At 59.2% G+C, this 23,481-nt stretch carries 25 protein-coding genes; 3 read left to right on the forward strand and 22 right to left on the reverse strand.

Features of this window, described 5'->3' with window-relative positions:
* Positions 1–120 precede the first annotated feature (120 nt).
* The 14 genes from DCO47_RS16080 to DCO47_RS16150 form a co-directional block, all read right to left on the reverse strand.
* A complete protein-coding gene (locus tag DCO47_RS16080; RefSeq protein WP_064364234.1) occupies positions 121–1,164 on the reverse strand; it encodes a phage baseplate assembly protein in 1,044 nt (347 codons plus the stop codon).
* A gap of 4 nt (positions 1,165–1,168) precedes the next feature.
* Positions 1,169–2,404, reverse strand: a complete 1,236-nt coding sequence (locus tag DCO47_RS16085) for a DNA circularization protein (protein ID WP_064364235.1) — start codon at positions 2,402–2,404, stop codon at positions 1,169–1,171.
* Entirely contained in the window at positions 2,391–4,289 is a 1,899-nt protein-coding gene (locus DCO47_RS16090) for a phage tail protein (protein WP_116658449.1), read from the reverse strand. Before DCO47_RS16090 ends, DCO47_RS16085 begins: the two co-directional genes overlap by 14 nt.
* A 130-nt stretch (positions 4,290–4,419) precedes the next feature.
* A complete protein-coding gene (locus DCO47_RS16100; RefSeq protein ID WP_083352125.1) occupies positions 4,420–4,716 on the reverse strand; it encodes a phage tail assembly protein in 297 nt (98 codons plus the stop codon).
* Positions 4,713–5,060, reverse strand: a complete 348-nt coding sequence (locus DCO47_RS16105; protein ID WP_007908779.1) for a phage tail tube protein — start codon at positions 5,058–5,060, stop codon at positions 4,713–4,715. The genes DCO47_RS16100 and DCO47_RS16105 overlap by 4 nt, the downstream gene beginning before the upstream one ends.
* A 66-nt stretch (positions 5,061–5,126) precedes the next feature.
* The gene (locus tag DCO47_RS16110; protein ID WP_116658451.1) at positions 5,127–6,623 is read right to left on the reverse strand and encodes a phage tail sheath subtilisin-like domain-containing protein; all 1,497 of its coding nucleotides are present in this window, start codon (positions 6,621–6,623) and stop codon (positions 5,127–5,129) included.
* A complete protein-coding gene (locus tag DCO47_RS16115; protein WP_064364239.1) occupies positions 6,623–6,805 on the reverse strand; it encodes a DUF2635 domain-containing protein in 183 nt (60 codons plus the stop codon). Before DCO47_RS16115 ends, DCO47_RS16110 begins: the two co-directional genes overlap by 1 nt.
* Positions 6,802–7,386: a hypothetical protein gene (locus DCO47_RS16120; RefSeq protein WP_064364240.1), complete on the reverse strand. Its 585-nt coding sequence runs from the start codon at positions 7,384–7,386 to the stop codon at positions 6,802–6,804. The genes DCO47_RS16115 and DCO47_RS16120 overlap by 4 nt, the downstream gene beginning before the upstream one ends.
* Positions 7,387–7,589: 203 nt before the next feature.
* Positions 7,590–8,435: a putidacin L1 family lectin-like bacteriocin gene (locus DCO47_RS16125; RefSeq protein WP_065615275.1), complete on the reverse strand. Its 846-nt coding sequence runs from the start codon at positions 8,433–8,435 to the stop codon at positions 7,590–7,592.
* Positions 8,436–8,460: 25 nt separating this feature from the next.
* Positions 8,461–8,631, reverse strand: a complete 171-nt coding sequence (locus tag DCO47_RS16130) for a Com family DNA-binding transcriptional regulator (protein WP_083201909.1) — start codon at positions 8,629–8,631, stop codon at positions 8,461–8,463.
* 38 nt (positions 8,632–8,669) lie between these two features.
* On the reverse strand, positions 8,670–9,014 hold the full coding sequence (locus DCO47_RS16135) for a phage holin family protein (RefSeq protein ID WP_064364242.1): 345 nt from the start codon (positions 9,012–9,014) through the stop codon (positions 8,670–8,672).
* A gap of 139 nt (positions 9,015–9,153) precedes the next feature.
* Positions 9,154–9,558, reverse strand: a complete 405-nt coding sequence (locus DCO47_RS16140; RefSeq protein ID WP_116658452.1) for a tail fiber assembly protein — start codon at positions 9,556–9,558, stop codon at positions 9,154–9,156.
* Between the two features lie 132 nt (positions 9,559–9,690).
* The gene (locus DCO47_RS16145) at positions 9,691–10,107 is read right to left on the reverse strand and encodes a hypothetical protein (RefSeq protein ID WP_042607003.1); all 417 of its coding nucleotides are present in this window, start codon (positions 10,105–10,107) and stop codon (positions 9,691–9,693) included.
* Positions 10,108–10,625: 518 nt separating this feature from the next.
* On the reverse strand, positions 10,626–11,360 hold the full coding sequence (locus DCO47_RS16150) for an XRE family transcriptional regulator (protein ID WP_042607001.1): 735 nt from the start codon (positions 11,358–11,360) through the stop codon (positions 10,626–10,628).
* 211 nt (positions 11,361–11,571) lie between these two features.
* Here DCO47_RS16150 and mutS point away from each other — a divergent pair, with 211 nt between their 5' ends.
* Both mutS and fdxA read left to right on the forward strand, forming a co-directional pair.
* Positions 11,572–14,154, forward strand: coding sequence for a DNA mismatch repair protein MutS (gene mutS / locus DCO47_RS16155; protein ID WP_116658453.1), 2,583 nt, complete (start codon positions 11,572–11,574; stop codon positions 14,152–14,154).
* A gap of 163 nt (positions 14,155–14,317) precedes the next feature.
* Positions 14,318–14,641: a ferredoxin FdxA gene (fdxA, locus tag DCO47_RS16160; protein WP_042606999.1), complete on the forward strand. Its 324-nt coding sequence runs from the start codon at positions 14,318–14,320 to the stop codon at positions 14,639–14,641.
* Between the two features lie 529 nt (positions 14,642–15,170).
* Here the strand turns inward: fdxA and rpoS are convergent.
* The 8 genes from rpoS to DCO47_RS16205 all read right to left on the reverse strand — a co-directional run bounded on the left by rpoS (position 15,171) and on the right by DCO47_RS16205 (position 22,417).
* Complete coding sequence (gene rpoS / locus DCO47_RS16170) at positions 15,171–16,181, reverse strand: RNA polymerase sigma factor RpoS (protein ID WP_042606998.1); 1,011 nt, start codon at positions 16,179–16,181, stop codon at positions 15,171–15,173.
* A 106-nt stretch (positions 16,182–16,287) separates the two neighbouring features.
* Positions 16,288–17,157 carry a peptidoglycan DD-metalloendopeptidase family protein gene (locus tag DCO47_RS16175; protein WP_083352107.1) on the reverse strand — a complete coding sequence of 290 codons (870 nt, stop codon included), beginning with the start codon at positions 17,155–17,157 and terminating at the stop codon, positions 16,288–16,290.
* 211 nt (positions 17,158–17,368) lie between these two features.
* Positions 17,369–18,004 (reverse strand): protein-L-isoaspartate(D-aspartate) O-methyltransferase, encoded by a 636-nt coding sequence (locus tag DCO47_RS16180; protein ID WP_160768345.1) that lies wholly within the window; start codon positions 18,002–18,004, stop codon positions 17,369–17,371.
* Between the two features lie 38 nt (positions 18,005–18,042).
* Positions 18,043–18,792, reverse strand: coding sequence for a 5'/3'-nucleotidase SurE (gene surE / locus DCO47_RS16185; protein WP_116658454.1), 750 nt, complete (start codon positions 18,790–18,792; stop codon positions 18,043–18,045).
* Positions 18,780–19,838, reverse strand: a complete 1,059-nt coding sequence (gene truD / locus DCO47_RS16190) for a tRNA pseudouridine(13) synthase TruD (protein ID WP_116658455.1) — start codon at positions 19,836–19,838, stop codon at positions 18,780–18,782. The genes surE and truD overlap by 13 nt, the downstream gene beginning before the upstream one ends.
* Positions 19,835–20,308 (reverse strand): 2-C-methyl-D-erythritol 2,4-cyclodiphosphate synthase, encoded by a 474-nt coding sequence (gene ispF, locus DCO47_RS16195; protein WP_042606995.1) that lies wholly within the window; start codon positions 20,306–20,308, stop codon positions 19,835–19,837. The genes truD and ispF overlap by 4 nt, the downstream gene beginning before the upstream one ends.
* A gap of 53 nt (positions 20,309–20,361) precedes the next feature.
* A complete protein-coding gene (gene fghA, locus DCO47_RS16200) occupies positions 20,362–21,207 on the reverse strand; it encodes an S-formylglutathione hydrolase (protein ID WP_064364246.1) in 846 nt (281 codons plus the stop codon).
* Between the two features lie 97 nt (positions 21,208–21,304).
* Positions 21,305–22,417 (reverse strand): S-(hydroxymethyl)glutathione dehydrogenase/class III alcohol dehydrogenase, encoded by a 1,113-nt coding sequence (locus DCO47_RS16205; RefSeq protein WP_042606993.1) that lies wholly within the window; start codon positions 22,415–22,417, stop codon positions 21,305–21,307.
* A gap of 116 nt (positions 22,418–22,533) precedes the next feature.
* On the opposite strand from DCO47_RS16205, the gene DCO47_RS16210 reads away from it, so the two are divergent.
* The gene (locus tag DCO47_RS16210) at positions 22,534–23,430 is read left to right on the forward strand and encodes a LysR substrate-binding domain-containing protein (RefSeq protein ID WP_064364248.1); all 897 of its coding nucleotides are present in this window, start codon (positions 22,534–22,536) and stop codon (positions 23,428–23,430) included.
* The last annotated feature ends 51 nt before the right edge of the window (positions 23,431–23,481 follow it).

Raw genomic sequence — 23,481 nt, forward strand, 5'->3', positions numbered from 1 at the left:
AACAACGCAATCAACTGTAGGAGTGAGCCTGCTCGCGATGGCGGCATTACAGTCGACACTTCTGTGTCTGTTGAACCGCTATCGCGAGCAGGCTCACTCCTACAGGGGGCGGTGCAAGGCTCAGGTTTGCTTCGGGGGATTCGGATCAGGATCGAAGGTATGCGGCGGTGCCACTTGCAACGTGGTCACCGAGCCCTGCGCCGACAACGAATAGGTGACCTTGGAGATCAGCATGTCACCATCGAAATCGAGCACCGGGTCCTTGACCTTCACCAGCGTGTTGTGGCGCCACAAATCGCCGTTGCTCTGCCGCCAGCCCTGGACCTGATAGGTGGTGGTCTGCGCACGGCCCATGCGGGTGGCGCTTTCCCATTGGGCACGCTGCTGCGCCAACTCAAAGGTCAGTTGCGTGCCTTCATTGATCACCGTGGTGCGCCGACGTTTGAAACTCAGGTCCGCCGCCGTCGATTCGACTTCGCTGACCGCCGCGCCGCTTTTCGCATCCGAGCCTTTTTGCTGGCCGATCACCCGGTACTCGGAAAACACCTGGCTGAAATCCATCGGCGCATTGGCCGAGAGGATGTTCTTGCCCAACTCCAGCGCATCGCTGGCGCGTCCGCCGCTGCCGGGTTTGGCCAACACCAACTGGCCCAGTTCGTTGTCGGTGGAAAACACCCGCAGCAGCGAGAGCAGCCGGTCGATCGACTGAAACACCGTTTCACCCGGCACGATGGTGTGTTTGGTCAGGCGAGTGGTTTCGCTGATTTCATTGACGACCCACAGCCCATATTCGCTCGCCAGATCGCGGACGATGCTCAGCAACGGTTGTTGCTGCCATTGGCTGGGCAGGTTGCGGGCGGCGCAATCGACCAGATCCTGGGTTTTCGAACTGCCTTCAATGGTCAGGCTGATCTGCCGTCCGTCATAGCGGATCGGCGCCTTGAACACGTAGCCGGTGAGCACCAGGTCCTTGCCGATTTTTACTTCGCAGGGGTCGCCCGGTTTGATTCTTTGATCCACGGTCTGCCCCGGCCATTGCCAGGTGATGTCGAGCTTGAAGGTGCGGAACTGACGCTCAAGATCAGCAGTGATTTCGACGCTTTTCCAGCCGCCGTATTCCATGTCGTTGACCGTCAGCGTGACGTGATTGTCCATCTCGTTCATGGCGTCACTCCCGCGAGACTTTCACGTCATTGGGCGAGAAACCGGGATGGGTGATCCCGTTGCGCTGAGTCACTTCGTCGACTCGCGTGGCGTCGCCGAACTGCTTGTAGGCCACGACCACTGCCGGAAAGCTTTCCTGAAACGACTTGCTGACTTGCCGCACGCCGGAGGACGCCACCGCTTTGAGATGAGCCACCAGCGCCTCCTTTACATCATTGATGGCCTGGAAGTGCGCAGGCCCGGCTTTCGCCAGCATCGGATCAATGGCGGCAGTCACCGCCGTGCGCAGGGCTTGCATATCATCGCTGACAGGCACTTCCTGACGGCTGACCGGTGATGTCGACTGTTGAGCCACCGACGGTGCCGACGCCAGTTTTACCGGCGTGGTCGCCACTGGCATCGAGGCCACCCACTGCGCGACTTTGACCAGCATCGTGTCTTGCACCAGATCGGCCATCGCTTGCGCTGCGGCATTGGTGTCCTTGCCGGTGGTGATCTTCGGCGCATCGGCCTTGCGAATCGCTTCGAGTTGCTGCGACACGTCGGCAATCACGCCACGGTAGCCTTCCTTGGCAAACGCTTTCAGCTCCTTGATATCGCCGAGCAAACCCTTGAATTCTGCCGCCACTTCCCTGGGCAGCTCCTTCACGGCTTTGACCAGTTCGGTGATCTGCCGATATTGCTCGATCAACGGTTTCAGTTGCTCCTTGATCACCTCGTAGACGCCGGTAAGGCTGTTGCGCAGGTTGGTGATGCCGATCCGCGCAGCCTTGATCAGCGCCATCGCCTGTTCGAAACGCGCCACCGCCGAACCCAGCAGACCGTCGGCTTTGGCCAGCAGCACTTTCTGTGTGCTGACCGTGGCCGTCGGAAACGGCAGCGGCTGATCGGGATAAAACTTCAAGGCGAACGTCACCAGCCCACCATCCTGGCGAGTGTGGGTCATGTCGCATTCGCCGACCTTGACTTGCAGGCGTCCGAGCCACGGATGCACCAGCTCGCCACGACCCTGCTCCAGCGCCTTGAGCAGCTTGTCGCGCTGCTCCAGGCAATCGGGGCCGATGATGAACGCGGTCAGATCGTGGGTCTTGGCCTGCTGGCCGAGGTCCTCGAAAAAAGGCAAGTCGCGCTGCGGGTATTCGTGCAACTGCCCTTTGCGACCGACCGGGGTTTTCGCCTGGTCGATCCAGAAACCGACACCCCGAAAGGATGCCGGCAACAAACGGTCACGCCAGTTCATTGGAACCTCCTGTCGACAGCGAGCGATAGCCGATGCGTGAAGACACGGCCAGGCCAGGTTGATTGGTTTGCGGTTGTTCGGTGCGCAGGCCCGCCGGCGCATTTTCGAAGCGCACGGTCAGACCGCCTTCGAGTTGCGTACGGTTATTGGCGGCGCTTTGCTGGATCAGCGCGCTGGAGGTTTGCGGCAACGAACCGCTTTGCAGTGCACCGTTGCCAGCAGGCGCCGGACTGGCAGCGAAGAACGCCGGTGCCAGTTCGCCTTTGCCTTCGGCATTGGTCTCGCGTTGCGCTTGGGTCAGCGTTTCGACCTTGCCGGTGACCTTGGCGATCAGTCCGGCGAAGCCACCCTCGAACAACTCCTTGATAGGCGCAATGACGGTTTGCAGCTTTTGCCACAACTCGCCGAACCACTCAGTGATCGGCCCCCAACTCTCGATGATCTGATCCAGAGGTTTCCATTCGAACAGACTGTGCAGAAAATCCACGACCGGCGCGGAAAGCGCCAACACGACGCCCCAGATCGCCGAAAAGACCTCACCGATCGGCTGCCAATACTGAGCAATCTGCTCCAGCGGCGACCACTCGAACAGGCTGGTGAAAAAGCCTCTGACCCGCTGCACAGACGTTTGCAGCGCCATCCAGATCGGTTCGAAGAACCCGACAATCCCACCCCAGGCGCTGGTGAGCATTTGCATCGGGAAAAAATCGAACAGTGCCCGCAAAGTATCCCGGGTGCTTTGCACAGCCGATTGCAGCGTCGTCAATATCGCCTGGAAATACGCAACAACGCCTCCCCAGGCGCTGGTGATCATCTGCATTGGCGAGAAGTCGAACAGCGACACGAGGAATTCTTTAGCCGGTAGCGCGACTTCTCGCAGGCCGCTGAACATCGGTTCGAAGAACGCGACAACACCACCCCACGCATCGGTAAGCATCTGCATCGGCGAGAAATCGAACAGGTTTCTGAGAAATGCCATCACCGGCACACTCAAGGCCTTGAGCAATTCCCAGATCGCCGAGAACAGGCCGGTCAGCGGCCCCCAGTTTTCAATGATCACCCCGGCAGGCGACCACGAGAAAACCGACTTGAAGAAGTCGATCACTGGCGCCGTCACGGCCATCACCTTGTCCCAGACTCCGGAGAAAAATCCCGTGACTGGTTCCCACAACGCCGCCAGTGCCGCCAGCGGTCGCCAGTCAAGTACCGAGCGCAACGTCGCCATCGCACTCGCCCCGGCGTTTTTCACGCCCTCCCACATCCCGGTGAAGAACGCGCTGATCGGCGTCCAGTTGGCCACGATCAAACCGGCCGCCACGGCAATGCCCAGGGCGATCAGCATGATCGGGTTGGTCTTGAGCACCATGCTCATGACGTCCATCACCTGCGTCATACCGGTGACCGCGGTTTGCATGGCGGAGAAGGCAATCGCCCCCGCCGCCAGGCCTTCGACCAGTTTCGGGTTGTCGGCGAGCAGGCTGCCAACCTGCGTCAGCATCGGCTCAAGCCCGACCACCAAGGCCCCCACCGCCGGCACCAGCGCGGCGTCCACCGCCGCCGAAACCTTTTGCATCGACGCGCTGAACACGTTCATGTTCTGTGTCGCTGCTGTCGGCGCGGCGGGCAGGTCGACGGTTTTCGCCGTGTCGCTGACTTCGCTCAATTTGCCCTGGAACGCTGCGGCCGATTTGATGCCGTCTAGAAACGGCGTGATCACGCTGCCGCCGTTGAACAGACCACTGATGTCCAGTTTGCCGAGGCCGGTCTGCTCGAGATTGTTTTTAAAACTCTCAACCTTCATGCGCAGGGCGCCCAGTTTGGGCGAGAGTTCATCGATGCCGGTGATCAGCACCGGTTTCGGGGTTTTCTTCTCTTCGTCTGCCATCACTGCACCTGCTGCATCGCATTGATCCGTTGCGCGTGCTCCAGCGATTCGCGGAGCACATCCAGTGGCCTGGCCATCATCTGTTCGGGGTCAACCTTCCAGAACCAGGCCAGGTCATAGGCGACAGCGATCAGGTCGGTGATGGCTCCGACGCCGCACTCATGAAAAAACTCGCGACGGCCCAGCTCAGCGCGTTGAGGTCGGCCAGATCCAACTGGTTGACCGACGACGGCGGGATGCCGGCGCACACGGCGATGTATTTGGCCGCCACGTCCATGTCGAGGCTGACTTCTTCGCTCTTGTCGATCTTGTACGGCAGCGCCTTGATCGTTCGCACTTCCTGCACCGTCGGACGGCGCAGGACGAGTTCGGTCAGGGGCTCGCCGTGGGCTTCGATCGCCACCTGAAGCTTCACTGCGCCGCTCATTGCCAGGTCCCCTTGATGCCCTCGAATTTCAGTTCGATGGTGGCGTCGTCGCCTTTGGAGACCGGTTCCTCGACCAGGTAAGCGCCGGCCAGTACGTAGACTTTGCCGTTGCTGAATTCGCAGGTGACGGTGATATCGGTGCCTTCGATCAGCTTCTTCAGCGGGAAGTCGGCGGTGTGCAGCGCGGTCACTTTGAACGACGGCGCGATATCGGTTTCCTTGTAGAAACCGGGCACGACGGTTTCACGTTTGACGGCCATCAGCGGGGCTTCGCAGCCGCCATTGATGGTCAATTGTGCGCCGTCGACCTTGACGTAGCAGGTGCCTGCAATCAGTTGACCCATGGTGTTTCTCCCTTCAAATAAAAAGCCCACGCGAGGCGGGCTGAATGCTGACGTCGACTGCGCAAATCAGGCCGCGTCGTCGTACTGCAGACGGAACTGGTTGAGCAGTGCGAACACGCGCAGGCCGTTGATGTAATCCGGCGGGAAGAGCACGTTCACGCGGCTCGGGTCCTGCACGTCGCGTTCGACGATCAGGTGCTCGGCGAACAGCTCGGCGTTTTCCACGTGGCCTTCCAGTTCAAGCTTGGCGTACTGCGCGATCAGCTCACCGCGAATGGTCGCTGGCGTGACGATCGGCTGGCCGGCGCCGAAACGGGTGCCGTCGGAGGCCAGTTTGTGCCGCCCGTACTTGCTGGTGATCACGCTTTGCAGACGGCGCACGATGAACGCCGACTGGTGCATGGTTTCGCTGTCCAGATAGGAGTTGTCGGCCTGACCGTAGGCGTTTTTCTGGTAGGTGGTGATCGAGCGCTGGATGCGCACATAACCGCCTTCGTAGTAAGCAGTGGCGATGCCGTAGTTGAGCAGCGACTGACGCTCGGTCAGGGTAAAACGCTCGCTTGCCGGCGCCGGGTCAACGCCCGGCAGACTGCCGCTTTGCGTCGGACGGCTGGCGTCGGCGGAGATGAACACCGCGGTGCGCGCAGCCAGTGCCGCCGCTTGTACCCAGAAGGGTTGCGGTACGCCCGGTTCCAGCGCCTGAATGGTCATGTGCTGATCGTTGCGCGCCTGGCCTGCAGCGACCAGCGTGCCGACGGTGCCGCGTTTGGCACTGTAGACGTGACCGAACAATTGCTTGGCCCACGACCAGCGCCCGGTGCTGTCATCCATGACCGCTTGCCAGACATTCAACGTAGCCAGATCGGACCATGGCAGTGCGATGAACTCGAACGGCTCATCACCCAGTGCCGCGACGGCGGCGATCTGATCCGGCACACCGGCGCCGCCGGTCATGGAGGTGATTGCGCTGGTCAAGCCAGCCGGGGTTTCTTCGCCATTGCTTTTGCCCAGGCGATTGAATTGCAGGCTGATGTCGTTGCCGCTGTCGCCCGTCCATTTGGCAGTCAGGGTGACGACACCTTCGGCAGCGGCAGCGCTCACCGGCAAGTCGGCAGTGGCGTTGATTTTCTGCGCCAGCGCAGTGGCCGCTTGAGCAGCAGTGGCGCCATTGACCACGGTGGCCTGCACACGCACGCCGCCGACATAAAGGTTGAGCATGCCAGCCTGGGTCGCAGCTCCGGTCAGGGTCAGTACACCTTTGGCGATGGCGCCTTCGGTGTTGTGCAGCGGCAGGCACCAGATCTCGCCGATCAGGTCAGCCTTGCGGAAGGTCTCGTACATCGAAGCGAGCATCGAGCCCTGGCCGCCGATGCTTTTCGCCAGTGCCACGCTGGAGACCAGCACCAGTTTGCCGACTTCGGTCGGGGCAATGTTGTCGTTGACCTGCGCGACGATCAAACGGCGCATGGCCGACGTCGCGCTGTTGGCGGCCGAGTTGTCCATTTCGGCATAGAACAGCGGCACACGAATGTCCGCCGGGATGTTGCTGAATCCGATCGCCATTATTTGGCTCCCTGTGGTTTAGCCGCTTTTGCGGTTTTGAGTGTGATGTCGCCGTCCGCCAGACGACGGCGCCACCAGGCGCTGTCCGACACTTCACGGCCTGTAGTCGGCAGCAGATCGCCCGCCTCCGGGTCAGGTACGACTCGGCCGGTGGCCGGCACAACAGTGATGCGGTTGCTCATGGGATTACGTCTCCAGAGAAAGTCATTTCCACCCGGCCATCCGGGCCCGGGCGTTGCAGGTTGGGGTCGGCCGGATCGATCGCGTCGACCCGCACCGTCATCCCGGTAAAGGACGACAAAGCGTCCAGTTCGCGCTCGTGCCAACTCTCCGCAGGCTGACCGGGCAGATTGCGACCGAGCTGGAACTCGGCATAAAAACGCAGGCGATAGAACACGCGGCTGGTGTTGATCGAGACCATCTCGCCGCCGTCGTAAACGATGGCGCTGTAAGTGGAATCAGGTTTGAAACCGACCAGTGCGCGCCACAGTTCGGCACGCAGGTCGTGCAACCCATCCAGCGCTTTTGTCGCGTCGGTAGCGTCAAGCACCAGGACGATTTCGAAGCGGTCGCGGATTGGTTGGGTGATGAGGTTTTGGGTGGTGCCAACACTGGCCAGATCGGCCAGCGGCAGAACGTGGGCCGAGGGTGTCGGGAGATCGGGGTTGCCCTGCAGCAACGCCAGATCGACACCCACCGAAATACGGTTGGCAAGGCTGGGGCATTGCCCACGCAGTTGCGTGAGGATCGGGGTGATCTTCATGGGGTGTTCCAGAGTTGGAGGGAATTGATGAAACCACCGCTCCCACATTGGGTTTTGTGCGGGCTCCAGGCGTTTGGGGCGCGGCGTGGCGAGTCGGTCAGGCAGCGATCGCTGTTTTCAAAAATAAATACCGCTTGGCAAATGGGTAACCAAATATCAAAAAAAGCAGCCCCGACGTTACTCGGGGCTGGCATCAGAAATACTTAAAACGTCCAGATTGGACGCTCGATAAATGGCGTCCATGGCCCGTTATCCCACTGGTAAACCCGTTTCGGCAAAATGGTGGGGGTAAAACCGAATCGGGCCCACACCGGTTTCTCGCTGACAATCGAAAAACTGCCGTTAGCCTGTACCTTGGCCATGGCACCCGGCTTGCCAGCAGTGCCGGTAAACCACAGTGGCGTATTGTTCGCGTCATAAATAACGAAGTTGCCGTCCTCCTGCATAACTGCACGGGTTGCACCTTTATTCTGAGTCCAGCTCGCCCACAGGACACCGAGCGGGCCATTCGAAACCACCAGGTTGCCGTCGGACTGGAAGACTAGAGTGGTTCCCCCCACGACATACCGTCGGTCGACTTCGAGCGTGGTACCGGCTGGAATATAGACAGATTCCACCACCGGACTGATCGGGATGGCAGAGTTACTCGCCCACACGGGCACCGAGTCAACTACGACGAGGTTGCCGTCATTTTGCAACTGCAGATAGGTGCGAATATAAGCGCCCCAAATGTCTTCATTCAGTGGCGTACTGTTGGCAGTGCCCCACATACGTCCGTGAGTCGGGTCGTTCATAAACGCGTAATACATCAGATAAAAATAAATCTTGGATTTATCAATCTGCTTACCCGAGGAGGTATACGGTTGACCGGCGGTAGCGACCCAGACCGGAGTGGCACCATCGTAAATCACCAGGTTGCCATCGGCCTGGACATCCAATTTGAAGCGCTTGTCCGGCGATTGCAGATATTGTCCGGCGGACATCTCATGTAGCGGCAGCAAAACCGAACTGCCATTTTCAGTAAACGGATAACGAGGTAGCGTTGCCATAGAGCTTCACCTATTGCTTGATAAGTTATTGTTTGCAGTCTAAAGCTGTCAGTTCGCTCACAGGCGGGGTGCCAAGACGTTCAGCCTTGGCATAGTTCAATGTCCTGCATCTAGGACATTTGATTTGAATTTGGAATACTGTGTTTACTCGGGCGAGCAAACGGTTGCATTGGCCGCAACGAAAATCGCTCAACATAAAATGACCTCCCTTTCAGATGTGTCGTAATTTGCGTATTACTCCTTGTTGGTATTGCCTGACGGCACTTCGCACACGCCAATGCGCTTGGCCGCCCAGCGTTCGTAAAGACCGATGGCGACATCGGCGCCGGCCATGGCCGTCAGGCAGCCAAACGCGCCAGCGGCCCAGATCGACAAGCCTGCGGCGTACAGCAGCATGATCGCCGAGACGCCGCAGATCATGCAGGCGCCGGAGCGCAGGGCCAGACGCCGCACCAGCGACCAGCCGCGTGCGCCCTCTTTGTCGGCGCGCCACATTTCGCCGGACACCCCACCGATCACGGCGAGCAGAATGACCAGCCAGATCGGCATGTCCGCCAACGCTTGTTGCTCGTTTGTCATGTCACGCCTCCGTGGGCAGTGGGTGATAGATGGGAATTGAGTTCAAATAATGTCTCTTCAGGCAGGCATTCCAAAAAGCCCGGCCTTGCGCCAGGCTTTTCAGTAATGCGGTCCCGCCGATCGATTACTCGGGCTGGAATCAGTAAGGTGCGACTGGCCACGTGATGCTCGCCGGATAACCCGACTGCTGATCGATGTCGCTGAGGGCGATGCAGTATTGCTTGTGGGCCAACAGCCGAGCCCTGTCGTCGCTGGTGGCTGCACCGACGTCGACTTTGAACTGCAACGAGTTCATCAATAGCCAGTTGGCCGCCCCATTCAGCAATTGCCACTTCTGCAGTTCGGCTTCGTTTCGTAGCTCTTCTTCGGTCGGTGCGAAGAAGGTCCAGACCCCATTGAAGGTTGCGCTCCAACCCACCCGAATATCCGTACTGCCGGTTACATCAACCCAAACAGAGGTTGGCGAAGCGGGTGGTTCGGGCATCACTTCACTTTCCTTCAACTGGACAACTCGGTTGTATTCAACCAGTGCATAAAGACTCATTGGTTATTCCTCATTTACTCTTTGGCAGAAATGTCGCCGTGCAACTGGCAGGTATTTAAAAGCCCGGCAACGAGGCCAGGCTTTCCAGTAATGCACTGCGCATTTCAATATTGCGGATGCGCCACGTGTCGCTTATGGCACTTCAGGCCAAATGACGCTCAGTGGATAGCCCGGTTGTTTGTTGACTTGGCTCATCTCGATGAAGAACTGCTTGTAGGCGAGCAGTGCGGCCTCTTCAGCAGGTGTTGCCAGCCCCAGTTCGACTTTTTGTACCAGCGCTGACGATGCCAAGGTGAAGTTGACTTTATCGAAGCGAGTCACTCGTTCGTTACGCATGCGAATAGCCAACAGGGTCGGTTGCCCCCACATGTCGCTATCGGTAAATGTCCAGACGCCGTCGGTGTTCACCGCGTTCCAGGAATAATCGATCTTGGGCAATGCGCTGACATCCACCCAGACCTGGTCCGCCGGAAACTCATCGGTGATCGGGTTAGCGGTTTCATAAATGTTATCGACTTGGCCAGCAACGACACGTGCGTACTTCTTCATGCTCATTATCCTTATTGAGTGCCGGCATCCCGGCGTTCAGTTCCTGCCCGGGTAGGCATTCCAAAAAGCCCGGCGCTTGCACGCCAGGCTTTTCAGTAATGCGCTCCTTCGCCTTCCTTCAAAATCCTGTGTCCTGGAAGGAAGTTGACTTTTCGGCGCTACTGGCGCGGTACGAGTCCGTTCATATTGTTTTTCCGACCGCGGTCCCTGCCCGCCGGATAACTGCTTCTGGTGCTTTACGCTGCACACCCGGGTCAGTTGCCAACCCTCTGAACCGTTGAGGCCGGTTCATCGCTGCCTGTTCTTGTGGAACTAAAGAGCTTGTCTTGCCAGCCGCTTTGTCGAGCGGCTTGATGGCAAGAATATGCATGGATGCATATACAGTCAATGCATAAATGCATTTATTTATGCATTTGTTTTGCACGCATGCATGGAAGCCACGCCGGACAAGGGCGGAATGGATTTCTGCAGGCGAAAAAAAACCTGCCGAGCGGCAGGTTTCAGTTGGATCGAAAGGGTTAGCGGGCGTACATGCCCCACCAGAAGACGTGACCGAGGATAACGATCTGCTCTTCCTGGATTTCCTGGAAGCTGTAGTCCTCGTCCGGATGCTCGTCGCGATTGAAGCTGCGCAGACGGATGCCGGTGGGCAGTCGATAGAGTTGCTTCACGCGCAACTGGCCATTGTGATTGATCGCATACAGGTCGCCATCAATGATGTCGCCAATACCGCACTTGCCGGCGTTGACGCCGACAGTCGCGCCATCGCGCAGGACCGGTAACATGCTGTTGCCGCGCACCGTTACGCATTTGGCCTGGTCGAACTGCACGCCGTTGTGGCGCAGGCTGCGCTTGCCGAAGCGCAGGCTGGAGCGTTCGCTCTCTTCGATGACGAATCTTCCTGATCCAGCTGCCAATTCAACCTCGCGTAGAAAGGGCACGGACACTTCGTCATCCTCGACGGGGGTGTCATCGTCCCACAGCATGATGTCCTTGAGTTCCGCATGCACGTCTTCGCGGGCGCCGCCCGCGGTCGATGCAACGTCCGCACGCCCGCGCAATTGATCGGTGCTGACGTTGAAGTATTCAGCGATCTTCGAGATGTGCTTATCCGAAGGATCGACAATCTTCCCGCTGAGAATCCGCGAGAGCGTGGATTGAGGCACGCCGGTGCGACGGTGGAGCTCCGTGGGGGAGATCCCGTGCTGGTCGAGCAGTGCTCTTAAGACGGAGGAAACGTTGCGTTTTTGCATAACGCGCATAGTGCTTGAAGTTTTTCGCGAAGACAAATGCTGATTTGCATAAATCGTGCATGGATCAACTTTTCTCTGCAAGTAAAGGCTCACCCGACCGCAGCGCCTGCGTCAGGCAGACCGCCCATGGTAACCTTGCGCCCATCGCGGAAAAGCCCGGCCACTGCCCGCGCTTTGCCCTACATCTTCTAACGAGTTGCCCGACAATCCGATGAATAAAGCCGTCTCCGACCTGTCCTCCCACACTCCGATGATGCAGCAATACTGGCGCCTGAAGAACCAGCACCCGGATCAGCTGATGTTCTACCGCATGGGCGATTTCTACGAGATCTTCTACGAAGATGCGAAGAAAGCTGCCAAGTTGCTCGACATCACGCTGACTGCGCGCGGGCAGTCGGCGGGGCAGGCGATTCCGATGTGTGGGATTCCTTACCACGCAGCGGAAGGGTATCTGGCAAAACTGGTCAAGCTTGGCGAGTCGGTAGTGATCTGCGAGCAGGTCGGCGACCCGGCCACCAGTAAAGGCCCGGTCGAGCGCCAGGTGGTGCGGATCATCACGCCGGGGACGGTCAGTGATGAAGCGCTGCTGGATGAGCGCCGCGATAACCTGATTGCAGCGGTATTGGGCGATGAGCGTCTATTCGGTCTGGCGGTGCTGGACATCACCAGCGGCAACTTCACCGTGCTCGAGATCAAAGGCTGGGAAAACCTGCTCGCGGAACTGGAGCGGGTCAACCCGGTGGAATTGCTGATTCCGGATGACTGGCCGAAAGACCTGCCAGCAGAAAAACGCCGTGGCGTACGCCGTCGCGCGCCGTGGGATTTCGAGCGTGATTCGGCGCTGAAAAGTCTCTGCCAGCAGTTTTCCACTCAGGATCTGAAAGGCTTCGGCTGCGAGAACCTGACCCTGGCCATTGGCGCTGCCGGTTGCCTGTTGGCCTACGCCAAGGAAACCCAGCGCACAGCCCTGCCCCATTTGCGTAGCCTGCGTCACGAGCGTCTCGACGACACCGTGGTACTCGACGGCGCCAGCCGGCGCAATCTGGAGCTGGACACTAACCTGGCCGGCGGCCGAGATAACACCCTGCAATCGGTGGTCGATCGCTGCCAGACCGCCATGGGCAGCCGCTTGCTGACTCGTTGGCTGAACCGGCCGTTGCGCGACCTCACCGTGCTGCTGGCACGCCAGACGTCGATCCGCTGCCTGCTCGACGGTTATCGCTTTGAAAAGCTGCAACCGCAGCTCAAGGAAATCGGCGACATCGAGCGGATTCTCGCGCGGATCGGTCTGCGCAATGCCCGCCCTCGCGACCTCGCACGTCTGCGTGATGCCCTCGGCGCGCTGCCCGAACTGCAAGTGGCGATGACCGATCTGGAGGCGCCGCACTTGCAGCATCTGGCGGCCACCACCAGCACTTACCCGGAACTGGCGGCGCTGCTGGCAAAAGCCATTATCGACAACCCGCCTGCGGTGATCCGTGACGGCGGTGTGCTGAAAACTGGTTACGACAGTGAGCTCGACGAACTGCAATCACTGAGCGAAAACGCCGGCCAGTTCCTCATCGATCTCGAAGCCCGGGAGAAGGCCCGTACCGGTCTGGCCAATCTGAAAGTCGGCTACAACCGCATCCACGGCTACTTCATCGAATTGCCGAGCAAGCAGGCCGAATCGGCGCCGGCCGACTACATCCGCCGCCAAACCTTGAAAGGCGCCGAGCGCTTCATCACCCCTGAGCTGAAAGAATTCGAAGACAAAGCGCTGTCGGCCAAGAGTCGTGCGCTGGCTCGGGAAAAGATGCTGTACGAAGCGCTGCTGGAAGATCTGATCAGCCAGTTGCCGCCGTTGCAGGACACCGCGGGGGCATTGGCCGAACTGGACGTGTTGAGCAACCTCGCCGAGCGTGCGCTGAACCTCGATCTGAACTGCCCGCAATTTGTCAGCGAGCCGTGCATGCGCATCACCCAGGGTCGTCACCCGGTGGTCGAGCAAGTGTTGACCACGCCGTTCGTGGCCAACGATCTGAGCCTCGACGACAACACGCGCATGCTGGTGATCACCGGCCCGAACATGGGCGGTAAATCCACCTACATGCGTCAGACCGCGCTGATCGTATTGCTGGCGCATATCGGCAGTTTCGTACCGGCCGCCAGTTGCGAGTTGTCGCTGGTCGACCGGATCTTCACCCGCATCGGTTCCAGCGATGACCTCGCCGGTGGCCGTTCGACCTTCATGGTCGAGATGAGCGAAACCGCCAACATCCTGCACAACGCCACCGAACGCAGTCTGGTGCTGATGGACGAAGTCGGCCGCGGCACCAGCACCTTCGACGGTCTGTCGCTGGCGTGGGCAGCCGCCGAGCGCTTGGCCCATCTGCGCGCCTATACCTTGTTCGCCACGCACTATTTTGAACTGACAGTGCTGCCAGAAGCCGAACCTCTGGTAGCCAACGTGCATCTCAACGCTACCGAGCACAACGAGCGCATCGTGTTCCTGCACCACGTTCTGCCCGGGCCTGCCAGCCAGAGCTATGGCCTGGCGGTGGCGCAACTGGCGGGTGTGCCGAGCGAAGTGATCCTGCGCGCGCGTGAGCATTTGAGTCGGCTGGAAGACACCGCCCTGCCCCACGAGGCGCCGAAACCTGCAGCCAAGGGCAAACCGTCGACGCCGCAGCAAAGCGACATGTTCGCCTCGCTGCCACATCCGGTGCTGGACGAATTAGCCAAAGTCGACCTCAACGACATGACGCCGCGGCGTGCGCTCGAAATGCTCTATGCACTGAAGAACCGGATATAAGCACTGAAGAACCGGATATAACGCAAATCGCTTCAAGCTGTTAGAATCTCGCGCGGTTCGGGATGCTGCTGGCTCATAGCCTGGTCAGCAGGTATCGCTCCCGAACCTGGCGACCCCAACCGTGAAGGGGCTACGCTGCCGCCGCCTGAGGAGAAAATTAGAAATGACCTTCGTCGTCACCGACAACTGCATCAAGTGCAAGTACACCGACTGCGTAGAAGTCTGTCCGGTGGACTGCTTTTACGAAGGCCCGAACTTCCTGGTGATCCACCCGGACGAGTGCATCGATTGCGCGCTGTGTGAACCAGAATGCCCGGCTGTGGCGATCTTCTCGGAAGATGAGATCCCCAGCGGCATGGAAAACTTCATCGAGCTCAATGCCGAGCTGGCGGATGTCTGGCCGAACATCACCGAGCGCAAGGATCCCCTTCCGGAGTCTGCCGAGTGGGATGGCAAGCCGAACAAGATCGAACAACTCGAACGCTGATCTGCCCCGCGTTCGAATGAAAAGGCCCCTTGCGGGCCTTTTTGCTTTTTGCAGAGATTACTTTTCTGCAGGCGAAAAAAGGGGCGGTATGACCCGCCCACATTTTTTCCCTATTCCCTGTATTCCTTTTCATCATCCTGATGAATCGCCTCCTGCGATGTCCGTTCCCCTCTTCCGTGAAGGGCATGTCTGTCCGTCGACACAGTTGAGATATTAGAGAGTTTCCCCAGACGAGCAATTGGCCTCAGGCACGCGCTCGCGCTGTCATAAGCGCATAACATTTACATGAAACCCAATAAAAACAGACAGTTGCGTAATGGAAGCGAACGCAATCGCCTTCCACCGAAGTGTAAAAATAACGAACACTTACGACACAGTAAGCAAAGGCTTACAGCGCGAGACTACAAATTCAGAAATTGCCAACCGCTTGTCTGGTGGCTGCCGAAAGCCCGATTTGCCTTGCTCGGGAAACAAAAAGCCCCGGCTGATCAAATCAGCCGGGGCTTTTTGCGGGCGGTCGGGCAAGCGCTTATTGAAACAGCGACTCGCTCGACAGGCCATTCTTCTCAAGGATCTCGCGAAGGCGCTTGAGGCCCTCCACCTGGATCTGCCGAACCCGTTCACGGGTCAGACCGATCTCCAGGCCTACGTCCTCCAGCGTGCTGCTTTCGTGACCGCGCAGGCCGAAGCGGCGGATCACCACCTCGCGCTGCTTGTCGGTCAGTTCCGACAGCCATTGATCAATGCTTTGCGACAGGTCGTCATCCTGCAGCAGTTCGCACGGATCGGTCGGACGATCGTCAGTGAGGGTGTCCAGCAGGGTTTTATCCGAATCCGGACCCAGCGAGACGTCGACCGAAGAAACCCGTTCGTTCAGGCCGAGCATGCGCTTGACCTCGCCCACCGGTTTTTCCAGCAGGTTGGCAATTTCTTCGGGTGAAGGTTCGTGATCGAGTTTTTGCGTCAGCTCCCGTGCAGCCCGCAGGTACACGTTGAGCTCCTTGACCACATGAATCGGCAACCGGATGGTCCGGGTCTGATTCATGATCGCGCGTTCGATGGTCTGACGGATCCACCACGTGGCGTAGGTCGAGAAGCGGAAGCCGCGCTCGGGATCGAATTTCTCTACCGCGCGGATCAATCCGAGGTTGCCCTCTTCAATCAGATCCAGCAGCGACAGCCCCCGATTGACGTAACGCCGGGCGATCTTAACGACCAGCCGCAGGTTACTTTCGATCATGCGCTTGCGTCCGGCCGGGTCGCCACTTTGCGACAAGCGCGCAAAATGAACTTCTTCTTCCGGGGAGAGCAGAGGGGAAAAGCCGATTTCGTTGAGATACAGCTGCGTGGCATCAAGTGCCCGGGTGTAGTCGATGTACTTGTGTTGTTTAAGTGAAGCGGATTGTCTGGATTTGGAACGAACGGAAGGTGGAGCAGCCCCTTCATCATTCGACATCGAAGATTCCGAATCGATGCCGGCCTCCATAAGGAGAACCTCATCGTCGATGTCAAACTCCGGCACTTCTTTACTGAGAGCCATTGTTATAGTCCTTTGGTGAGTTCGACCCCAAGCTCAAGCGACGCCTTTATCCTTGGCAACGCTGGAGCCTGTCCCCTCTACGCGACGGAACAGGCTGGCCTTCAAATCAACGTCTTGGCAGGAACTGCAGCGGATCCACTGGTTTACCTTGGCGGCGAATCTCAAAATGCAGTTTCACCCGGTCTGTACCCGTTGACCCCATTTCGGCAATTGTCTGTCCGACCTTGACCTGCTGCCCCTCCCGAACCAACAGCCTGCGGTTATGTCCGTAAGCACTGACGTAGGTTTCGCTGTGTTTGATGATGACCAATTCGCCGTAGCCCCTTAAGCCACTCCCGGCGTATACGACGGTCCCATCAGACGCAGCTAAAACAGGCTGTCCCAAATCTCCGGCGATATCAATTCCTTTATTCAAACTACCGTTTGAAGAGAATTTTCCAATCAGAACGCCATTAGATGGCCATCCCCAGCCGGTCGGGGCCGGGCCTGCCGGAGGCAGTGGAGCGGGCCCCGGTTTGCTCGCGACGGACGGTACAACCCCTTTGGAACCGGTGGTTGTAGTGGTGGTGGTGCCATTCGCCTGGCGCCGGATTACCGTGGTTTTACTCGACGAAGAAGGTGAAGAACTGGAGTTGCTCACCACCGCCGTCGGTGTTGAACCGCTACGGCCGTCAAAGCGAATTGTCTGACCTGGATGGATCGTATACGGCGTAGGAATGTTGTTCCGCGCGGCGAGGGTTTTGTAGTCCCAGCCGTAACGAAAGGCGATCGAAAACAAGGTATCGCCGGGACGGACTACATACTGCCCGGTGGTGACGGTAGGACGTTGCGCCACCGCATTGTTGCGATCAACAACGCGCACGTTGCTCGATTTGGTGCTGGAGCAACCGACCAGCAAGGTGCTCAAGACAAGGCCAGTCACCAGGCGCTGAAAGCTCGTGTTACCCATACGCTGCGCAATGACTGTGAGACTCACCCGCCGCTCCCTTTGTGGTGGCTGAAAATTCTGAATGCCGCACCGCGGCATGAGGTGTCGCAAGTATAACGGGCCGAATCGGCTTTACCTTTAATGAAGCGAAATCGCCGGGCGCACACGTTTGCCAGTGGCAAGTACGCTGCGTTTAATCTCTGGCTGCCGCTGTAAGACCGACGCCGTTGAAAGGAATTCAGCGCCTGTCTGCAAATGCTCAGGCCAGTGGCCCGTTGAGCAAAGGCACGAAGCGGACGGCCCCCAGAACGTGTCGGGAAAAGCCGTGTTCTTCGCGCACGATCAGCATCAGTTGTTGCACTTCACCGGAGCCGACCGGAATCACCATGCGCCCACCGGGGGCCAGTTGATCAAGCAACGCTTGCGGCACGTCGGTCGCCACAGCGGTGACGATGATGCCGTTATACGGCGCCAGCGCCGGCCAGCCTTCCCAGCCATCACCCCAGCGAAACACCACATTACGCAGGTTCAACTCGACCAGACGCTCTTTGGCGCGATCCTGCAGAACCTTGATGCGCTCGACCGAAAACACCCGCTCAACCAGTTGCGACAATACCGCCGTCTGGTAGCCGGAGCCGGTACCGATCTCCAGTACCTTGTCCAACGGGCCCGCCTCCAGCAGCAGCTCGCTCATGCGCGCCACCATATAAGGCTGGGAAATCGTCTGGTTGTTGCCGATCGGCAGCGCGGTGTCTTCGTAAGCCCGGTGCGCCAGCGCCTCGTCGACAAACAGGTGACGCGGCGTGCGGCGGATCACTTCCAGCACTTTGGCGTTCGACACGCCTTCTTCATACAGACGCTGGATCAGCCGCTCGCGGGTGCGCTGGGAAGTCATGCCTATGCCGCTGCGCAGGCGATCATCATGCTCACGCATCAGCTCAATCCTCCCAGCCAGCCATCGAGACTTCTGAACGCATCATTGAAGGTGCGATCGAGCTGCAACGGCGTGATGGACACATAGCCTTGCATGACGGCATGAAAATCAGTGCCCGGGCCACCGTCTTCGGCGTCGCCGGCGGCGGCAATCCAGTAACCGGCCTTGCCACGCGGATCGACCACTTTCATCGGCGCCGCCGCGCGGGCGCGATGGCCGAGGCGGGTCAGCTGGATGCCACGGATGTGATCGATAGGCAAATTGGGAATGTTCACGTTGAGCACCGTGCGCGGTGGCAGATCGAGCCCGGCGTGGGCCTCGACCAGCTTGCGCGCGAAGTACGCCGCCGTCGGCAGGTTATCCACCTGACGCGAGACCAATGAGAATGCAAAGGCTGGACGCTCGAGAAATCGTCCTTCAAGCGCAGCCGCCACGGTTCCGGAATACAGCACGTCGTCACCGAGGTTGGCGCCCAGGTTGATGCCGGAAACCACCATATCGGTCTCGCGTTCCAACAGGCCATTGAGCCCCAGGTGAATGCAATCGGTCGGTGTGCCGTTGAGGCTGATAAAGCCGTTGGCCAGGTATTGCGGGTGCAGCGGACGGTCGAGCGTCAGCGAACTGCTGGCGCCGCTTTTGTCCTGTTCCGGGGCGATAACCACGCATTCGGTGTAATCCGCCAGCGCAGCATAAAGCGCGGCAAGACCGGGTGCGGTTACCCCATCGTCGTTAGAAATCAGAATACGCATGGGCTGTCCGTCTGCCCCACCGGCACCAGATCAACGAGCTCGCGCACCAATACGGTGGCAAAGCATCCGGCCGGGAGGACGAATTCCAGTTGCAGAATGTCAGGTTGGGGATAATGCCACGTCAACCCGCCAATGGGCAGACGCAGGATGCGACGTTCATGGCTCATGCCGGCGTGAATCAACCAGTCGCGCAGATCCGCTTCGCGGGCGGCGATCGCCTGCTCCAGTTCATGGACTGCGCCAGCGGCAGGCGAGTCACCTTCGCCCCACTGCGGACCGGTCGGGTGCAGGTCGAGAATCGCCAGACGCGGGTCGCTGCACTCGGCCTCACCGGCGGGGAAAAAACTGCGGCTGTCGGTGAACGCCAACAGATCGCCGACCAGTGCGGTATTCCAGGTGCCATCGGCGACGCGCGCCGCCAGCACTTGGTTGAAGAGATAACTACGTGCCGTCGACAGCAAGCGCGAACGCACATTGCGCTGTTCCGGCAAGGCCTTGCGTGCGGCCCAGGCACGCGCATCGACAACGTTGCCGCCGTCATGGCCAAAGCGCTGGGCGCCGAAATAATTGGGGATGCCTTGTCTGGCGATCAGTTGCAGCCGCTGCTCAATCGCGTCTATGTCGCCATTGAATTGAGTCAGGCGCAGGGTGAAGCCATTGGCCGAATGCGCACCGCGTTGCAGTTTGCGTTTATGGCGCGTGGTCTTGAGGATCTTCAGCGTGTCGTTCTCCGCTGCCGACAGATCCGGATCGGCCTTGCCCGGCAGTTGCACGCTGAACCACTGTCGGGTCAGGGCCTGACGATCCTTGAGCCCGGCATAGCTGACGGTGCGCAACGGCACGCCCGCGGCCTTGGCAATACGCCGCGCTGCTTCTTCGGTATTGAGGCCGCGCTTTTCCACCCAGATCCACAGATGTTCGCCGTCACCGCTGAACGGGATATCCAGCACTTCATCGACCTGAAAATCTTCGGCGATGGCCTTCAGTACCGCTGTGCCGAGGGGCTCGCCATAGGCCCGCGGGCCGAGCATTTGCAGTTCACTCATGCGCGCAGCAACAAGGCAACGGAGTGCACGGCGATGCCTTCTTCGCGACCGACAAAGCCAAGCTTTTCGGTGGTGGTAGCTTTGACGTTCACTTGATCCAACTCAACTTGAAGATCCGCCGCGATCAGCGCGCGCATCGATTCGATATGCGGCGCCATTTTCGGCGCCTGGGCAACGATGGTGTTATCGACGTTGCCGATTTTCCAGCCTTTGGCGTGGATCAGGCTGACCACGTGACGCAGCAGCACGCGGCTGTCGGCGCCCTTGAATTGCGGGTCGGTGTCCGGGAAGTGTTTGCCGATATCACCCAGCGCCGCGGCGCCGAGCAAGGCATCGCTCAAGGCGTGCAGCAGGACGTCACCGTCGGAATGAGCGAGCAGCCCGAAGCCGTGTGCAATCCGCACGCCGCCCAGAGTAATGAAATCGCCTTCAGCGAAACGGTGCACATCGTAGCCGTGGCCAATACGCATAAAAAAACGCCCCGATTTTTGTCAGGGCGTGATTCTACCTGCTTTGTCAGACATTAGGCGCCTAGAGCGCGCGCGTGATGCTGCAAGTGGTCGTCAATGAAGCTTGAGATGAAGAAATAGCTGTGGTCGTAGCCCGGTTGCAGGCGCAACTCCAGCGGATGCCCCGCTTGTTTTGCTGCGTGTTGCAGGGCTTCGGGCTTGAGCTGGGTGGCGAGGAAGTCGTCGCGATCACCTTGATCGACCAGCAATGGCAACCTCTCGGCAGCATCGGCGATCAGCACGCACGCGTCCCACTCTTTCCACTTCGAGCGGTCTTCGCCCAGATAATGAGAAAAGGCTTTCTGGCCCCACGGGCAATCGATCGGATGGGTGATCGGCGAAAAGGCCGACACCGATTTATAGCGCCCGGGGTTGCGCAAAGCACAAACCAGAGCACCGTGACCGCCCATGGAGTGGCCGCTGATGCTGCGTTTGTCGGAGGCGGGGAAATGCGCTTCAACCAGTGCAGGCAATTCCTTCACGACATAGTCATGCATCCGATAGTGACGCGCCCATGGCGCCTGCGTGGCGTTCAGATAAAACCCCGCGCCGAGGCCAAAGTCCCAGGCCTTCTCTGCATCGTCAGGGACATCCGGGCCACGCGGGCTGGTGTCCGGCGCGACGATGATCAGACCGAGCTGCGCGGCCATGCGCATCGCACCGGCCTTCTGCATGAAGTTCTCATCGGTACAGGTCAGCCCCGACAACCAGTACAACACCGGCAGCTTGCCGCCCTGCTCCGCCTGCGGCGGCAGGTAGACGGCAAAGACCATATCGCAATCAAGCACTTCGGAGCGATGGCGATAGCGCTTATGCCAACCACCGAAACTCTTCTGACAGGAAATATTTTCCAGATTCAAGGGATTCTCCCTAGCTGTAAGCTGCAAGCCGCAAGCTTCAAGAAAAAAGCACGAATGCCTTTACTTGCAGCTTGAAACTTGCAGCTCGGAGCTGCTGTTAGAAATGTATGACGGTGCGGATGCTCTTGCCTTCGTGCATCAGGTCGAACGCCTTGTTGATATCTTCCAGGCCCATGGTGTGGGTGATGAAGGTATCCAGCGGGATTTCGCCGCTCTGGGCCATGTCGACGTAGCTTGGCAATTCGCTGCGGCCACGCACGCCGCCGAACGCCGAACCGCGCCAGACGCGACCGGTGACCAGCTGGAATGGGCGAGTGGCAATTTCCTGGCCGGCACCGGCCACACCGATGATGACCGACTCGCCCCAGCCTTTGTGGCAGCACTCAAGCGCGGCGCGCATCAGTTGCACATTGCCGATGCACTCGAAGGAAAAGTCGACGCCGCCGTCGGTCATGTCGACGATTACTTCCTGGATCGGACGATCGTAGTCTTTCGGGTTCACGCAGTCGGTAGCACCCAGCTGCCTGGCAATTTCGAACTTGGCCGGGTTGATGTCGATGGCGATGATGCGCGCGGCCTTGGCTTTCACCGCGCCAATCACGGCCGACAAGCCAATACCACCGAGACCGAAGATAGCCACGGTGTCACCCGGTTTGACCTTGGCGGTGTTGAGCACGGCGCCGATGCCGGTGGTGACGCCGCAGCCGAGCAGGCAGACCTTTTCCAGCGGCGCATCTTTGGAGATCTTGGCCACGGAAATTTCCGGAAGCACGGTGTATTCAGAGAAGGTCGACGTGCCCATGTAGTGGAAAATCGTTTCGCCCTTGTAGGAAAAACGCGAAGTGCCGTCTGGCATCAGGCCTTTGCCTTGGGTAGCGCGAATGGCCTGACAGAGGTTGGTCTTGCCCGATTTGCAGAATTTGCACTGGCCGCATTCAGGGGTGTAGAGGGGGATGACGTGATCGCCGACGGCGACCGAGGTTACGCCCTCGCCAATCGCTTCAACGATAGCGCCGCCTTCATGACCGAGGATCGACGGGAAGATGCCTTCCGGATCTGCGCCGGACAAGGTGTACGCGTCCGTATGGCATACGCCGGAAGCGACGACGCGCAGCAGCACTTCACCGGCCTTGGGCATGGCGACATCGACTTCTACGATTTCCAGGGGCTTCTTGGCCTCGAAGGCAACGGCGGCGCGTGACTTGATCATGCTGACTCTCCAGTAAATCCAGTGAATAAAAAAGCAGACAGACAGTGTAGTTCAGCGCGCCCTGAGGAATAATCCGGACGAAAGCAAAACATTATTGCCATACAGGGATAATTTAAGTGTCGGAAAACCGCTGGGAAGGCATTGACGAGTTTGTCGCCGTCGCCGAGTGCAACCAATTCACCGCCGCTGCCGAACGTCTTGGGGTTTCTTCCTCACACATCAGTCGACAAATCGTTCGGCTCGAAGAGCGTTTGCAGACGCGTCTGCTCTACCGCAGTACCCGTCGCGTAACGCTGACCGAAGCCGGGCAGACTTTCCTGCAACATTGCCAGCGCCTGCAGGACGGTCGTGAGGAAGCCTTGCGCGCGGTGGGCGATCTGACCAGCGAACCGAAAGGCATGCTGCGCATGACCTGCGCCGTAGCCTATGGCGAACGGTTCATCGTGCCGCTGGTGACGCGCTTCATGGGGCTGTACCCGCAACTGCGCATCGATATCGAGTTGAGCAATCGGCAACTGGATCTGGTGCATGAAGGACTGGACCTGGCGATTCGCCTCGGTCGGCTGCAGGATTCCCGGTTGGTCGCGACACGCCTGGCCCCACGGCGCATGTACCTGTGCGCGTCACCTTCCTACCTTGAACGGTATGGGCGCCCACACAGTTTGTCGGAGTTGAGTCGGCACAACTGCCTGATCGGCAGTTCGGATATTTGGCAACTGGAACAGAACGGCCGGGAATTTTCCCAGCGGGTGCAGGGAAACTGGCGCTGCAACAGTGGGCAGGCGGTGCTGGATGCGGCGCTGCAGGGGGTCGGGTTGTGTCAGTTGCCGGACTATTACGTGCTCGAGCATTTGCACAGCGGCGCGCTGATTTCCTTGCTGGAGACGCATCAGCCGCCGAATACGGCGGTGTGGGCGCTGTATCCGCAGCAGCGGCATTTGTCGCCGAAGGTGCGCAAGTTGGTGGATTATTTGAAGGTGGGACTGGCGGAGCGCCCGGAATATCGGGATTGAAAAGCCAAAAGATCGCAGCCTTCGGCAGCTCCTACAGGAAATCGCATTCCT

This window comes from Pseudomonas sp. NDM, assembly GCF_003105095.1.
Classification (GTDB): domain Bacteria; phylum Pseudomonadota; class Gammaproteobacteria; order Pseudomonadales; family Pseudomonadaceae; genus Aquipseudomonas; species Aquipseudomonas moraviensis_A.